Source organism: Entomomonas sp. E2T0 (genome assembly GCF_025985425.1).
Lineage (GTDB): Bacteria > Pseudomonadota > Gammaproteobacteria > Pseudomonadales > Pseudomonadaceae > Entomomonas.
This window is the reverse complement of sequence record NZ_CP094972.1, coordinates 2,161,315-2,176,649: the sequence shown is the minus strand read 5'-3', so window position 1 is coordinate 2,176,649 and position 15,335 is coordinate 2,161,315. Positions and strand designations below refer to the sequence as shown.

Genomic DNA, 15,335 nt, shown 5'->3' with positions numbered 1-15,335 from the left:
ATAGAAATAGTTCTCCTAAAGCTTATACCCATAACGAGAGGAATAGATAAGCATGAGTAACTGGTTGGTGGATAAACTAATTCCTTCTATTATGCGTTCTGAGTCAAAAAAGAGCTCAGTTCCTGAGGGACTTTGGCACAAATGCCCATCTTGTGAGGCTGTGCTATATCGCCCAGAGCTTGAAAAAAACTTGGATGTATGCCCCAAATGTGGACACCACATGCGTATTAAAGCACGCAAACGCTTAGATATTTTCTTAGATGTAGAAGGCCGTGAGGAAATTGCTAAAGACCTAGAGCCTGTTGATAGACTAAAATTTAAAGATTCTAAGAAATATAAAGATCGTTTAGCTGCTGCTCAAAAAGAAACTGGTGAAAATGATGCATTAGTAGCGATGAGTGGTACTTTACTTAATAACCCTATTGTTGCTTGTGCTTTTGAATTCAGCTTTATGGGCGGTTCAATGGGTAGCATTGTAGGCGAAAAATTTGTACAAGCCGCCAATGTTGCTATTGAGAAAGGTTGTCCATTTGTTTGCTTCTCAGCATCAGGTGGTGCGCGTATGCAAGAAGCCCTTCTTTCATTAATGCAAATGGCTAAAACTTCAGCTGTACTTGCCCGTATGCGTGAGCTAGGTCTACCTTATATTTCAGTATTAACTGATCCTATCTATGGTGGTGTTTCTGCTAGTTTAGCCATGCTAGGTGATGTAATTGTTGCCGAGCCTAATGCATTAATCGGCTTCGCTGGACCTCGTGTAATTGAACAAACAGTACGCGAAAAATTACCAGAAGGATTCCAACGTAGTGAGTTCTTATTAAAACATGGTTCAATTGATCTAATTATCAAGCGCAATGAGTTACGCGAGCGTTTAGCGAAAATCTTAGCTCAATTACAAGGTTTACCATCACCCACTGCTACTTCTGAAATCACATTTGTACCTGTTACTCATGCAGAAATCCCTACCATTGATGAAGTAGTTGAACCTACTAAAGAATGATTAAGCATAACCTTAACGAATGGTTAGCTTATCTTGAACAACTGCATCCCAGCTCCATTGATATGGGGCTGGATCGCCTCCAGCAAGTTGCCCAAAAACTCCAGCTAACCAACCCTGCTCCTCTTGTCATTACCGTCACTGGTACTAATGGCAAAGGTTCTACCTGTGCATTTATTACTGCTTTGCTAGAAAGCCAAGGCCTAAAAGTTGGGCTTTATACCTCACCTCACCTGCTACACTATCAAGAACGGGTTACCATTAATCAACAATCTGTAACTGAAGTAATGCTTTGTGATGCATTCACTGCCATTGAAAAAGCGAGAGGTGATATATCACTGACCTATTTTGAATTTGGTACATTAGCGGCTTTTCTATTATTTAAACAAGCTAATTTAGATGCCGTGGTATTAGAAGTAGGATTAGGTGGTCGTTTAGATGCGGTAAACTTAGTTGATGCAGATATTGCGGTTGTTACCAGTATTGGTATTGATCACCAAGAATGGCTAGGGAATACTCGCGACTCTGTAGCTTTTGAAAAAGCAGGTATTTTTAGAAAAAACAGCCCTGCTGTTTGTGGTGATAATAATCCACCAACAACACTTATTGAACAAGCAGCAACAAAAGGCACACCTCTTTATATTCGAGATAAAGATTTTAATTTAATCATTGAGCAAGACCATTGGCAATGGCAAGGTAAAGATAAACAAGGTAACTTGTTAACTTTAGCTAATATTCCTTTACTAAATCTACCAATGGCTAATGCCTCTGTAGCCTTACAGGTTTTTGTATTATTAGATTTACCATGGCAACCACAAACAATTATTAATACCCTGCAACAAGTAAAAGTAACTGGACGTTTAGATCAATATCAACTTAACTATCAAGATAAAACGATTAAATTGTTATTTGATGTAGGCCATAACCCCCATGCTGCTGATTTTTTAGCTACCTATTTACAGCAACATCCTATTAAAGGTAAACGTTATGCTGTATTTGGATTATTGGCTGATAAAGACTTAGAAGGTGTAATTACCCCATTACTGCCTTTAATAGAAGATTGGGCAGTTGCCCCCTTAAATACACCCCGTTCTAATACTGCTGAACAACTAGCCGCTATGCTTGTACAAAAACAGCAACAAGTTACTACTTGTACCTCTATAGAAAAGGCTTTACTCTTACAAGCAGATAAAGCAACAGCAGATGACGAAATCCTTGTTTTTGGCTCATTTTATGTAGTGGCAGAAGGATTACTCTGGTTGGCGAGTTTAAATAGGAAATAGATATGTCTATCTTTGATGGTAATCTTAAACAACGTTTAATTGGTGCAGTGGTACTCATTGTATTAGCCGTAGTCTTTTTACCAATGATCTTTAATAATAAAGGCGAAAAACTACCTGAAACAGTAGTCACTGTTCCTTTAGAGCCTACTAAGCCAGCGCAACCCGCTACACAACCTACTCCAGATATAGTAACAACTACATCTGAACCTATTACAACACCTAATGAACCAACACAACCTGAACAACCTATTGTAGACAATAACACTACTAATAATACGGTTTCATCTACTACACCTGCTACTACAACGGAACCCACTTCTACAGCACAAACAAATAGTAGTAATAACAGCACAACTGCTCCAAAAACTACTACTAAACCTGTGGTTTCAAAGCCTGATGCTCAAGGTATAACACCTAGCTGGACTATCCAAGTAGCGGCTGTATCCAATTTACAAAATGCTGACGCATTTACTAATAAACTACGCAAGGCTAACTATAATGCCTATACACGCACTGAAGGCAATATCCACCGAGTATTTGTAGGCCCATTTATCGAAAAAGCTGAAGCTACTCGTGTACAACAATCCATTGAGAAACAATTTAAAGAAAAAGGTATTGTTCGAGAATTTAAACCTGAAAAGAAATAAATAATTTTCATTCTTATAGAGGGCTTAATGCCCTCTTTTTTATACTTATCTACAATATTATATCAACGCCTGTTTTAGTTCTTTTAAAAACGCTTGTATCTTCATTGGCAATAGCTTCCTACCTGAAGTAATCGCCCACATTGTAATCGTAGGCATTTCCCAATCAGCTAATAAATGAACTAGCTTTCCTTCCTCTACGCATTGCTGAACAAGAGTTGAGGTAATAGAAATAATACCAACACCTTGAGTAGCTAATAATCTAATCATTTCAATGGAGTTAGTAGTTAATGGCCCTTGCGGTATACCTTGCCAACTCTCTTTACCACATTTTAATTGCCAATTTTGGATTTCTCCTAATGAATTGGCTAAATGAATACCTATATGGTTTTCAAGGTCTTGTGGTGTTTTAGGTATGCCATGTTTTTTTAAATAAGTAGGGCTAGCATAAAGCCCACCTGATAAGTCTTTTAGTGGTCTGGCTACTAATGTAGCATCATCAGCTAATTTAAAAGCTATTCGAATCGCTAAATCATAACGCTCAGCTACAATATCTACTCGACGACTTGAGAAATCTAAATCTAAACCAATATGGGGATAGTCATTGATAAATTTTTGGAAAAAGTCTTTCTGAATAAAATCCATATAGTTAGGCGGCATCGATACTTTTAAATTACCACTAGGCGTAATTTGTCGATAATTAGCCAAATCAGCTACGGCTAATGCCTCTTGCTCAATAGCATGAGCATGATCTAAAACAGCTTGCCCAAACTCAGTAATAGCCAATCGTCTTGTATTACGAATAATTAATCGTTCACCTAATTGCTGCTCTAAATGAGTGATCCTTCTTGATAAAGTTGATTTAGGCAAACCTATATGCTCAGCGGCTGCTGTAAAACTACCATAATCGATGACCTTAGCAAATAAAGCCAAATCATTTACATCAATAGTCATCTGTTTATCTATCATCTTAATGGCGGCGCTCTACAATATAGGTGGCTAAATCTCTAAGCACATTAGCAGACTCAGAAAACTCATTCAGAGCATCCAGTGCTTGTTGATGAAGTTGTTTAGCGTATTTTTTTGCCCCATCTAACCCTAGCAATGCTGGGTACGTAGGCTTGTCATTAGCGATATCTGAACCTTGCGTCTTACCTAGGATTTGCGTTTCACTTTCAATATCTAAAATGTCATCCTGTACCTGAAACGCTAGGCCAATCGCTTTGGCGTAATCTGCCAATAATGCAATTTGTGGTATAGATGCTCTACCACTGGCTAATGCACCTAGCACCACACTTGCCTCAATTAAGGCACCTGTTTTATGGCGATGCATAGTTTCTAACGCCTGTTGATCTAGCTTCTTACCCACTGATTGTAAATCTATTGCTTGCCCACCCACCATTCCCTGTGATCCAGCGGCCTGTGCTAGAATTTGTACCATTTGCAAAGTTATTTCTGCTGATTGTATATTTAACTTAGGACTGACTAAAATTTCAAAAGCCATTGATTGCAAACCATCACCCACCAAAATTGCACAGGCTTCATCATAAGCCTTATGAGTAGTTGGCTTGCCTCTTCGCAAATCATCATTATCCATAGCAGGCAAATCATCATGCACTAGCGAGTAAGCATGAATAAGCTCAACTGCACAAGCAACACCATCAGCTTGCTCTAAAATACCACCTAGCGTTTCACAAGCCCCATAGGCTAATAATGGCCTTATTCGTTTACCACCGATCATTACACTATAACGCATCGCTTCATAAAGACGCGCCATTTCTGGGCGTGGCGCTACAAATAACCTTTCTAATAACGCATTAACACGTTCTTGGCAAACTTTCTGATAAGCCGCTATTAAACTCATGACTGGCTTTCCGCATCAAAAGGGATGGTTTCTACTTTATCATTCTTTTCTAACAGCATTTGTACTTTCTGCTCAGCATCTGTTAGCGCTGACTGACATTCACGGGTCAAACCTATGCCTTTTTCAAAATCAGCTAATGATTCCTCTAAGGTTAATTTACCTGACTCCATACGCTCAACTAATGTTTGTAACTCAGCTAATGACTCCTCAAAGCTGTTAGTACTCTTTTTCTTTGCCATGTATCTATCACCTACTTTTTAACTGATCACGTACTGCCATTAAAGCAAATCCCAATAGATTTTTGCCACGCCATGTTAAAGGATTTTCTATATTATCGGCTGTTTCTGCCAAGCCAATTCCCCAGATTCTATCTACTGGGCTAGCCTCTACCAACACCCTATTACCTGTATTGATTAAATACTCAGCTAACTTAGGATGTTGTGAAAATTTAGCAAAATTACCTGCTATCACTATTTGTGAACAATGTTCATCCCATATAGCTTGTTTAAATCCTTTTACCTGTTTACCCAAAGCCTTTGCTTCACCAGATGTTTTACTCACTAATATCTTTGCTAATACTTCTTGATCATTAAATAATCTAGCTTTACCAGCCATCATAAAATGTTCAGCTGAAGAATAATGTACACCATCTACCTCAAAACTAATAGGATACCATTGGCTTAGACAAGCCTTAGAAGTAGGCGCATTATTAGCTTCTGTATGCCCCCAAAAGAATACATACTCAAACTTTTCACCTGTCTGATAGCGTTTACAAAGTTGCTTAATATCCAGCAATGTCATTTTATTCTCCTTGATTCTTTAAAAACAGGCTATTTTTCACACCAGCCAATGACTCATAGCCTTTATAGAACGCTGTAAAGTAATCATCAAATAACCATTTAGCATCTTCTTTATAACGTTGCATATGCTTTAAATTTCTAGCACGCTTACTTTGTGATAAGGCTGAAGATTGTTTTGCCATATCCGCAAAATCAATCAGGCCAAGCCTGTTATCAGGTAATACCAATACATTACCTAAATGAATCGAACGAAAATAAACGCCCTGTTGATGCAGTGTAGCTAATAGCTGGCCAAATAACATCATAAAATGCTGTTGCTGATCTTGATCTACCTCTGACATTACTTGTCTTAAGGTATTACCAGGCAAAGGCTCATAATGAACTGCTGTAAAATCCAACTCAGCTAAACTAAAACGATAAAGATGCAGAATATTGGGTGTTGCTATAGCCAATTTATTTAAAATAAGTGCATTATCTGCAAATCGCTGTACGTAAGGGTAAACTAACTCAGAAGAAAACCAACGTTTACGACGAAATAATTTAAGAAACTTACCATCAGCTAACATCAATACTTTAGGTGCTGTTGTATCTTGTTCTAAAACTTTGGCATCTTTAGCTAATGCTTGGTAGGCTTCTGTCGTAATAGGCTGGATTTTTAGCTTAGTCATAGCAACTACTTATTAATTTTAAATAGGCTAATTATAACTGATCACCCAATATTTTTTGTATAGAATATACTTTAAATAATAATATATTATTTCTTCTCTATAATCTGATCACGATAATGCTCAACCCACATTGCCGTGGAACCACAAACAGCAACTGGCATAATAATCAGATTTAATAAGGGAATCATGGTAAAAAGACTCACCAATGAACCAAATATAATATTATCTACCCTATCCTGAGCAAGCATTTGCCGCATCGTTGAAAAACTAACTTTATGGTTATCAAAAGCATAATCAGCATATTGAATATTAATCATCCAAGCGGTAAAAATGAACCAAATAATGGGGGCAACTGTTTGCCCAACAACTGGCAGAAAATAGAGCAATAATAAAGGTATTGCCCATAAAATATAATAAACCAACTTATAAAGTTCGCGTTTTAAAATACGAGGAATATCTTTTATCACCCTCCAAATAGTGGTTTCTGGCGCAGGTTGATTAGTTAGTTTTGCTTCAACCTGCTCAGCCAGTAGGCCATTAAAGGGGGCGGCAATAATATTAGTTATCAGACTAAAAAAGTAGCAGAAAAAAATCGCCATGGTGACAACAATAATAAAAGAAGCGACATAACTTAACCATTGTAGCCAACTTGGCAGATAGTGCATGCCAATATCAAGCAAGCTGCTAATCTGTGCAAAAAACCACCACAGTAACAACGACATAACCACGATATTAGCTAACATTGGCAATATTACAAAACGCGTGATACCAGGTTGCTGAATAAGCTTCCAACCCACAATAAAATAATCTATGCCTGTTTTTTCACGCTGTATCTGTTGCATTTATTTCTTTATCAAATTATAACCATCATTAACGCTTAGGCTTTCTTTTTGCGGTAGTAGGCCGCTCAGCAATAGTTGTTGCCCTCGATCTCTTAGCAGGTTGCCCTTTAGCTGGCTTAACTGGCTTTACCATTTTACGCTGCAAACGTTGTATTTTATCTTTTACCTTAGTCGTTAACTGTGGTAATGCAACGGACTCTAGTCCTACCTCTGCACTTAAAATATCAACCTCTCGTTGATCCATTTCACGCCAACGGCCAACACTTAAACTAGCGGTTAAAAATACAGGGCCAAAACGTACACGTTTTAAGCGACTAACCACTAATCCTTGTGACTCCCATAAGCGACGAACCTCACGATTACGACCTTCCATTACCACACAATGATACCAACGGTTTAAACCATCACCTTCTGGTGCAGCTTGTATATCAGAGAACTGAGCCATGCCATCTTCTAGCATTACTCCTTTCTTTAAATTCTCTATCATCTCTTCAGTAACTTCACCACGAATACGCACTGCATACTCTCTATCCATCTGTGAAGAAGGATGCATTAAACGATTGGCAAGCTCACCATCAGTAGTAAATAATAATAAACCAGAAGTATTAATATCGAGACGACCAATGTTAATCCAACGCCCTACTTTTAAACGAGGTAAACGCTCAAATACTGTAGGTCTCCCTTCAGGATCACTACGTGTACAAACCTCACCTTCAGGCTTGTTATAAATAATTACACGACGTAATGGTGTTAACTCTTGCACGCGAACGGGACGATCGTCCACCGTAATCGCTTCATTACCTACAACACGTTGCCCTAAGGTAGCAACCTCACCATTAATTTTAACACGACCATCAACAATCCATCGTTCAATATCACGACGTGAGCCAATACCTAGATTAGCGAGTACTTTTTGGATACGCTCTCCAGTTTGGTTAGTTTCTATTGGTAATTCATCAGTCATCAGGGCACCTCCCGGCGTTCTTTAAAAATATTGAATAGATATAATATAGCCTATCTTAGCACTTAATTCGGCTAAAAAACTATTAATAAAAGATAAATAAGAAAAAATCAGGTAGGAAATCTGGTAGGTTAACAACCTACCAGATTTTTAATACATTAAGCTAAAGCAGCTTTAGCTTTTTCAACGATAGCAGCAAAAGCTACTTTTTCGTTAACCGCTAAATCAGCTAATACTTTACGATCGATTTCAATCGCAGCTTTCTTAAGACCAGCAATAAAACGGCTATAAGAAAGACCGTTAATACGAGCACCAGCATTAATACGCGCAATCCATAAAGCACGGAATTGACGTTTACGTTGGCGACGGTCACGGTAAGCATATTGACCAGCTTTAATAACAGCTTGTTTAGCTACACGGAATACACGCGAACGTGCACCATAGTAACCTTTAGCTAACTTTAAAATTTTCTTGTGACGAGCACGAGCTATCACACCACGTTTTACACGAGCCATTTATTTATCCTCTCCAATTAACGTAAACGTAAAGAACGTTTTACAGAAGCTACATCTGATGGATGTAACAATGATGCACCACGTAGCTGACGCTTACGCTTAGTAGTCATTTTGGTTAAGATATGGCTTTTGTAAGCATGTTTAAATTTTACACCACCAGCCGTTATTCTGAAGCGCTTTGCAGCACCACTTTTGGTTTTCATTTTAATCTTTGGCATGTTCATACTCCAAACAAATGAGTTAATAATGATAACAGCAAGGCCTGCCAGTGCCCTGGTTGTTATTTCTTTTTAGGACCCAACACCATAGTGAGTTGACGCCCTTCCATTTTAGGAAACTGTTCAACAGTACCATATTCAGCTAAGTCTTCTTCAACTCGCTTCAACAGTTCCATTCCCAGCTCCTGATGAGCCATTTCACGACCACGGAATCGTAATGATACCTTAGCCTTATCGCCATCTTCTAGGAAACGTTTCAAGTTACGTAATTTAACTTGATAGTCGCCTTCTTCCGTCCCTGGACGAAACTTAATTTCTTTTACTTGTACTTGCTTCTGATTCTTTTTAGCAAGTGCTGCCTGTTTTTTCTTTTCAAACAGGTGCTTACCATAATCCATTATCTTACATACAGGCGGAACAGCATCTGGTGATATTTCAACCAAATCCAATTTTGCTTCTTCCGCTGCGCTAATCGCCTCGGCGATAGGCACAATGCCTACCTGTTGCCCGTCTGCTCCGATTAAACGCACTTCGCGGGCAGTAATATTTTCATTAATAGGTGCTTTTGGCTGACTTTTTTTGTCTTGTCTCATTTCGCGCTTAATAGTTCTTTACTCCGTAATTATTCAATACGACCACGTTGTGCCACTGCTTTGGCAATGAGTACCTTAAACTCAGCAATAGTCATAGAACCTAAGTCTTTACCATTATGAGTACGTACTGCAACGGATCCCGTTTCAACTTCTCTATCTCCTACGACGAGAAGATAAGGAACTTTCTGCAAAGTATGCTCGCGAATTTTAAAGCCGATCTTCTCATTTCTCAAGTCCGTTTTTACACGAAACCCACTTTGAGAGAGTTCTTTAGCTATTTTTGCAACATAATTTGCTTGATTATCTGTAATATTTAACACTACTGCTTGAATTGGTGCAAGCCATGCAGGGAAAAATCCTTCATAATTTTCAATTAATATACCAATAAACCGTTCAAAGGAACCCAACACTGCTCGATGAAGCATCACAGGTACTTTGCGGCTATTATCTTCGGCCACATATTCAGCACCTAGACGTTGTGGTAAGTTAAAATCGCACTGTATTGTACCACATTGCCACACTCGACCTAAACAATCTTTTAATGAAAACTCAATTTTAGGGCCATAAAAAGCGCCTTCACCTGGCTGTAATTCCCAAGTTAAACCAGCTTTTTCTAACGCTGCTTGTAAAGCATGCTCAGCCTTATCCCATAACTCTTCAGCACCTACACGTTTTTCAGGACGGGTGGATAATTTTAACTCAACATCTTTAAAACCAAAATCAGCGTATACCGCTAAAGTCAAATTAATAAAAGCTGATACTTCACCTGCAATTTGATCTTCAGTACAGAAAATATGTGCGTCATCTTGAGTAAAACCACGTACCCGCATAATACCGTGTAATGCACCTGATGGCTCATTACGGTGACAACTACCAAACTCCGCTAAACGCAGTGGTAAATCACGATAGCTTTTTAAGCCCTGATTAAATACCTGCACATGGCAAGGACAATTCATTGGCTTAATAGCGAAGTCATGGTTCTCTGAATTAGTAGTAAACATATTTTCAGCATAGTTAGTCCAATGACCAGACTTTTCCCACAACACTCTATCTACAATTTGTGGGGTTTTAATTTCATCATAACCATGCTCTTGCTGTACTTTACGCATATATTGCTCAAGCACTTGATAAATAGACCAACCATTGGGATGCCAAAACACCATACCGGGCGCTTCTTCCTGAGTATGGAATAAGTCTAATTGTTTACCAATTTTACGGTGATCGCGCTTTTCTGCTTCTTCAATACGCTTAATATATTCTGCTAACTGTTTCTTATCAGCCCATGCAGTACCGTAAATACGTTGCAACTGTTCATTTTTAGAGTCACCACGCCAATAAGCACCAGAAAACTTAGTGAGTTTAAAGGCTTTTAAGAAACGTGTATTAGGTACATGAGGGCCACGACACATATCCACATATTCTTCGTGATAATAAAGCCCCATTGCCTTCTCATCAGGCATATCATCGACAAGACGTAGCTTATATTCTTCACCACGTGCTTGAAAGACTTTGATCACCTCATCCCGTGGTGTCATTTTTTTGATGACATCATAGTCTTTAGCAATCAACTCATGCATACGCTTTTCAATAGCAACTAAGTCTTCAGGAGTAAAAGGACGCTCATAAGCAATATCGTAATAAAAGCCTTCTTTAATGACAGGGCCTATTACCATCTTAGCGGTTGGGTATAACTGCTTTACTGCATGCCCGACTAAATGCGCACAAGAGTGACGAATGATCTCAACACCCTCTTCATCTTTTGCTGTAATAATCTGTACAGTAGCATCTTTATTAACGATGTCACATAAATCAACTAGATTACTATCTACACGACCAGCAATAGCCGCCTTAGCTAAACCAGTACCGATTGACTGAGCAATCTCTAAAATACTAACCGGATGATTATAAACACGCTGACTTCCATCAGGAAGAGTAATAACGGGCATGGCGCCTCCTATACCTAGTGGTGATCCCTACCAAAGATCACATACGGTGGATGAGCCAGTAAAGTGCCCAAGAGCTAATCAACCATACATGGGTTGTTCAAGTAAAACTTGCAAAGCCCTCAAGCAAGATCACTGGAGGTAATTGTTAAAGCTCGCGATTATATAATAATTAGCTTTATCTTTCTAGAAAAATATTACTAAAAAGAATACTGTACATTTATTCGTATTGCTTAATTACACAATCATTTATTTTCTATATTATCTTATCTAATGATTATAAAAATTTTATTACCTAAGGAGTTATCATGCCTTCCACAATAATTAAAGCTGTTTATTTAGATGGTGCTAGCTTACAAGCGGATAAACAAATATTCACCCCCTTAATAAATTTATTTAGTGAATGGCAATGCCACCCACAAACGAAACCCTCAGAAATTATTGAACGTTTACAAGGTGCACACGTTGTCATCTGTAACAAATCGCCGATCTCTCAAGAAGTAATAGAAGCCTGCCCAGAACTTAGACTGATTTTGGTAACAGCTACAGGCACTAATAATGTTGACTTGATAGCAGCCAAACAACATAACATCACTGTATGCAATTGCCGAGGTTATGGCACAGAAGCTGTTAGCCAACATACACTAATGTTAATGCTAGCATTAGCCACACGCCTTATTGACTATAATAATGCTGTAGCAGCTGGTGAATGGCAGCAGTCTACTAATTTTTGCCTAATGAATTATCCTATTATAGAGTTAGCAGGTAAAACATTAGGCATTATAGGCTATGGTGAACTAGGTCAAGCTGTTGCTAAACTAGCAGAGGCTTTTGGCATGAAAGTCTTAATTGGGCAAATCCCCAATCGCCCTATACGCAACAATACTATTCCTTTATCCGAACTACTACCTCAAGTAGATGTACTTACTTTGCACTGCCCGCTTACAGAAGACACTAAAAACTTATTAGCAGAAAAAGAATTACGCTTAATGAAAAAAGAGGCCTTACTGATTAATGCGGCAAGAGGTGGCATTATCAATGAGCAAGATTTAGCTAGTGTACTAAAAAGTGGTCATCTAGGTGGAGCAGCTACTGATGTATTAACCGTAGAACCCCCCAAAGAGGGAAATCCACTCCTCGATCCCAGTATTCCAAGATTAATTATTACTCCACACTGTGCTTGGGCTACAAAAGAAGCACAACAACGAATAGTCGAACAAGTGACAGAAAATACTAAAGCTTTTTTAGCAGGCAATCCTATCCGTACTGTATAAATAAACATTAATATCTATCAACTGTTCAACCTATTAATTATTATATAATGGCGTTATTCCTTTCTCTAAATGAGAATGGAATAATGTGCTTGCTTGAGTTATTAGCTGAACAAATTTTATCTTTAATTTAACTAAATAAATATAATCACATATTGATCACATGTAATATTTATGTATAATTACATGTAAATAAATTTTAGCTAGAGAGAACTATCATGAAATTTCTTGTTATCTTAGTCGTTATTGTAATCGTTGTTGTTGGTGGTATTGCTTATCTTTACAACCAATTGGTTAGCTTAAAAGAGCAATTTAAAAATGCCTTTTCACAAATTGATATCCAATTAAAACGTCGTTATGATCTTATTCCTAACTTAGTGGAAACAGCAAAAGCTTATTTAAAGCATGAGAGTGAAACCTTGACCAAGGTTACAGAAGCTCGCAACAGTGCTTTAGCTGCACTCAAAGCGGCCTCTGCCAATCCTGACAGCCAAGCAACTATCAACGCTTTAAATGGTGCTGAGCGTCAGCTTTCACAGGCATTAACTAGCTTCAATTTACAAATGGAAGCTTACCCTGAACTAAAAGCAAATGAAAATATGCTACAACTTTCTGAAGAACTCTCTTCTACAGAAAACCGTATTGCTTTTGCTAGACAAGCTTATAACGATTCCGTAATGGCTTACAATATTCAACGTAAATCATTCCCTACTAACTTTTTTGCTGTTAGTTTTGGTCATCCTACAGATGCAGTTCTGCTATCTTTTGAAGATGCAAAAGAAATTCAAACTGCACCTAAAGTTAGCTTCTAATTAGTGGGATTCACTATAAATGGACTTTTTTGGCCAGCAAGATAAAGCAAAAACAAAAACGTTTTTGCTTGTATCTTTGTTTATTATAGGCCTTGCTCTACTCTCCATCGTAACAACCTTTGCCATTAATCTTGTATTAGTGGCTACTTTAGATACTCGTCCAACCGATTATATTTCATATTGGCCAATACTGGGAGCTATTGTAGGGATTACTTTATTAGTTACTTTTTTCAAACACCTTAGTTTACGGGCAGGCGGCAAAGTTGTAGCTGAAGCATTAGGTGGCCGATTAATAACTAGAAGTACCCACAACACAAATGAAAAACGTTTATTAAATCTTGTTGATGAAATGGCAATTGCGGCAAGATTACCTGCACCACCCGTCTATTTACTAGATAATGAACCTAATATTAATGCTTTTGCTGCCGGCTTTACTCCCAATAATGCTGTTATTGGTATTACCAAAGGCTCACTTGAACTATTAACTCGAGATGAATTACAAGCGGTAATTGGCCATGAGTTTAGCCATATCTTAAATGGTGATATGCGGATTAATTTACGCTTTACTGCCATGATTTTTGGTTTCCTTTATATCACGCAAGCTGCCTCAATAATCATGAGGGTAGGCCGACACTTAAGACTTTCTGGATCAAATAATAAAAATGCTGGCGCTGTTATCGCCGCAGTTTTCTTAATAAGCATTATTTTATATATAGCTGGCTGGCTTACTTCGCTGTGGGCTAGAGTAATGCAAGCGGCTATTAATAGACAGCGTGAATACTTGGCTGACGCAGCCTCTGTACAATTCACAAGGCATGGAGAAGCTTTAGCTTCTGCCCTTAAAAAAATTGGTGGTAGTGCTTCAGGATCAACTTTACAGACCTCCTCTGCTCAAAGTTATAACCATTTCTTTTTTGGTCAAGCAGACGAACACCTATTAGCAACTCATCCATCTTTAAGAAAACGCATTTTACGCTTAGATCCTCGTTGGGATGGTGAGTTTATAATACCTATAAGAATAGATTTAGAACCCAAAACAGAAGATCAAACAGAAAAATCTAAAGAAACTATAACTAAAGAAAATATTGTTAAAGCCATTACCACAGGTGCGGCTATCTCTATGGGATTGCCAACTGCAACAGAATCAACATATGCTAAAAATAGCAGCGAAGAACAAACACCATTAGTAAAAATCGAAGCTATATGCCGAGAACCAGTAGGTGCTTGCTACTTAATTTTTGCTTTTTTATTAGATAACAACCCTGATAACCAATCTAAACAAGTTTCATTAATTAACAACACAGATTTACTCAATACTTGCACTGAGCTATTAGCAACTATTCCTAATACTCAACATTTAGCTTTTATTGAAAAAGCTATTGTTACGATAAAAACATTATCTCCAGAACAGTACCAAAATTTCAAAAAGATAATGATGCAACTGATTAGTACAAATGGTGATATTTCACTACATGAATGGTTAGTTTATCAATTAGTTACTCATCAGATAGAGTACTTGCCCTCTTCTGAAATAAAGTATCATTCATTAGATCAATTGAAAGAAGAAATAACAACGCTATTATCTGCGATGGCTTACTTATCGCCCACAAACAATACTATCAAGTCTTCTTTTGGTATGGGGGCGAATATTATGGGATTGTATACTATTCATTTACAACCCAACCCACCTATTACTGAATTATCAAGCTGTTTACAGAAACTACAGCTATCTTCTACCTCTGTTCGTTATAAATTTTTGCAGGGTATATTAAAAGCTATTCAACAAGATAAAACCATTACTGTAGATGAAGCTACATTTTTCAGAATTTTATCACTTTGTTTAGATTGCCCAATGGAGCCTAATGATGCTACCTCATCAGTTGGCTAAGCCGTATAACTTAATAATGTTAATTAGATATTGCTA

General features: G+C 37.9%; 16 protein-coding genes and 1 pseudogene. 6 read left to right on the top strand and 11 right to left on the bottom strand.

Going from position 1 to position 15,335, the window contains the following annotated elements:
* Window positions 1–52: 52 nt before the first annotated feature.
* Genes accD through MTZ49_RS10510 form a run of 3 tightly spaced genes read left to right on the top strand, consistent with a single transcriptional unit; the run spans window position 53 to window position 2,927 of the window.
* Window positions 53–1,000: an acetyl-CoA carboxylase, carboxyltransferase subunit beta gene (gene accD / locus MTZ49_RS10520; protein WP_264745507.1), complete on the top strand. Its 948-nt coding sequence runs from the start codon at window positions 53–55 to the stop codon at window positions 998–1,000.
* Window positions 997–2,280, top strand: a complete 1,284-nt coding sequence (gene folC / locus MTZ49_RS10515; RefSeq protein ID WP_264745506.1) for a bifunctional tetrahydrofolate synthase/dihydrofolate synthase — start codon at window positions 997–999, stop codon at window positions 2,278–2,280. The genes accD and folC overlap by 4 nt, the downstream gene beginning before the upstream one ends.
* A 2-nt stretch (window positions 2,281–2,282) precedes the next feature.
* Window positions 2,283–2,927, top strand: a complete 645-nt coding sequence (locus tag MTZ49_RS10510) for an SPOR domain-containing protein (protein WP_264745505.1) — start codon at window positions 2,283–2,285, stop codon at window positions 2,925–2,927.
* A 57-nt stretch (window positions 2,928–2,984) separates the two neighbouring features.
* On the opposite strand, the gene MTZ49_RS10505 is transcribed toward MTZ49_RS10510, so the two are convergent.
* The 11 genes and pseudogenes from MTZ49_RS10505 to thrS form a co-directional block, all read right to left on the bottom strand.
* Window positions 2,985–3,893: a LysR family transcriptional regulator gene (locus tag MTZ49_RS10505; RefSeq protein WP_264745504.1), complete on the bottom strand. Its 909-nt coding sequence runs from the start codon at window positions 3,891–3,893 to the stop codon at window positions 2,985–2,987.
* A gap of 1 nt (window position 3,894) precedes the next feature.
* A complete protein-coding gene (locus MTZ49_RS10500; protein WP_264745503.1) occupies window positions 3,895–4,788 on the bottom strand; it encodes a polyprenyl synthetase family protein in 894 nt (297 codons plus the stop codon).
* Window positions 4,785–5,027 (bottom strand): exodeoxyribonuclease VII small subunit, encoded by a 243-nt coding sequence (locus MTZ49_RS10495; RefSeq protein WP_264745502.1) that lies wholly within the window; start codon window positions 5,025–5,027, stop codon window positions 4,785–4,787. The genes MTZ49_RS10500 and MTZ49_RS10495 overlap by 4 nt, the downstream gene beginning before the upstream one ends.
* Before the next feature lie 7 nt (window positions 5,028–5,034).
* Window positions 5,035–5,589 carry an NADAR family protein gene (locus tag MTZ49_RS10490; protein ID WP_264745501.1) on the bottom strand — a complete coding sequence of 185 codons (555 nt, stop codon included), beginning with the start codon at window positions 5,587–5,589 and terminating at the stop codon, window positions 5,035–5,037.
* A gap of 1 nt (window position 5,590) precedes the next feature.
* Window positions 5,591–6,256, bottom strand: a complete 666-nt coding sequence (locus MTZ49_RS10485) for a lipopolysaccharide kinase InaA family protein (protein ID WP_264745500.1) — start codon at window positions 6,254–6,256, stop codon at window positions 5,591–5,593.
* Window positions 6,257–6,342: 86 nt separating this feature from the next.
* Window positions 6,343–7,098, bottom strand: coding sequence for a sulfate transporter CysZ (gene cysZ, locus MTZ49_RS10480; RefSeq protein WP_264745499.1), 756 nt, complete (start codon window positions 7,096–7,098; stop codon window positions 6,343–6,345).
* Between the two features lie 37 nt (window positions 7,099–7,135).
* Window positions 7,136–8,062 (bottom strand): annotated as a pseudogene (gene rluB, locus MTZ49_RS10475) (23S rRNA pseudouridine(2605) synthase RluB); the annotation flags it as partial.
* Window positions 8,063–8,217: 155 nt separating this feature from the next.
* Window positions 8,218–8,574 carry a 50S ribosomal protein L20 gene (gene rplT, locus MTZ49_RS10470; protein ID WP_264745498.1) on the bottom strand — a complete coding sequence of 119 codons (357 nt, stop codon included), beginning with the start codon at window positions 8,572–8,574 and terminating at the stop codon, window positions 8,218–8,220.
* Between the two features lie 17 nt (window positions 8,575–8,591).
* The gene (rpmI, locus tag MTZ49_RS10465) at window positions 8,592–8,792 is read right to left on the bottom strand and encodes a 50S ribosomal protein L35 (RefSeq protein ID WP_264745497.1); all 201 of its coding nucleotides are present in this window, start codon (window positions 8,790–8,792) and stop codon (window positions 8,592–8,594) included.
* 62 nt (window positions 8,793–8,854) lie between these two features.
* Window positions 8,855–9,385: a translation initiation factor IF-3 gene (infC, locus tag MTZ49_RS10460; protein ID WP_264745496.1), complete on the bottom strand. Its 531-nt coding sequence runs from the start codon at window positions 9,383–9,385 to the stop codon at window positions 8,855–8,857.
* A 29-nt stretch (window positions 9,386–9,414) separates the two neighbouring features.
* Window positions 9,415–11,331: a threonine--tRNA ligase gene (gene thrS, locus MTZ49_RS10455; RefSeq protein WP_264745495.1), complete on the bottom strand. Its 1,917-nt coding sequence runs from the start codon at window positions 11,329–11,331 to the stop codon at window positions 9,415–9,417.
* Window positions 11,332–11,636: 305 nt separating this feature from the next.
* On the opposite strand from thrS, the gene MTZ49_RS10450 reads away from it, so the two are divergent.
* The 3 genes from MTZ49_RS10450 (at window position 11,637) to MTZ49_RS10440 (ending at window position 15,299) form a co-directional block, all read left to right on the top strand.
* The gene (locus MTZ49_RS10450; protein ID WP_264745494.1) at window positions 11,637–12,602 is read left to right on the top strand and encodes a 2-hydroxyacid dehydrogenase; all 966 of its coding nucleotides are present in this window, start codon (window positions 11,637–11,639) and stop codon (window positions 12,600–12,602) included.
* 215 nt (window positions 12,603–12,817) lie between these two features.
* Complete coding sequence (locus MTZ49_RS10445; RefSeq protein WP_264745493.1) at window positions 12,818–13,411, top strand: LemA family protein; 594 nt, start codon at window positions 12,818–12,820, stop codon at window positions 13,409–13,411.
* Window positions 13,412–13,430: 19 nt separating this feature from the next.
* Window positions 13,431–15,299: a M48 family metallopeptidase gene (locus MTZ49_RS10440; protein ID WP_264745492.1), complete on the top strand. Its 1,869-nt coding sequence runs from the start codon at window positions 13,431–13,433 to the stop codon at window positions 15,297–15,299.
* Window positions 15,300–15,335 lie beyond the last annotated feature (36 nt).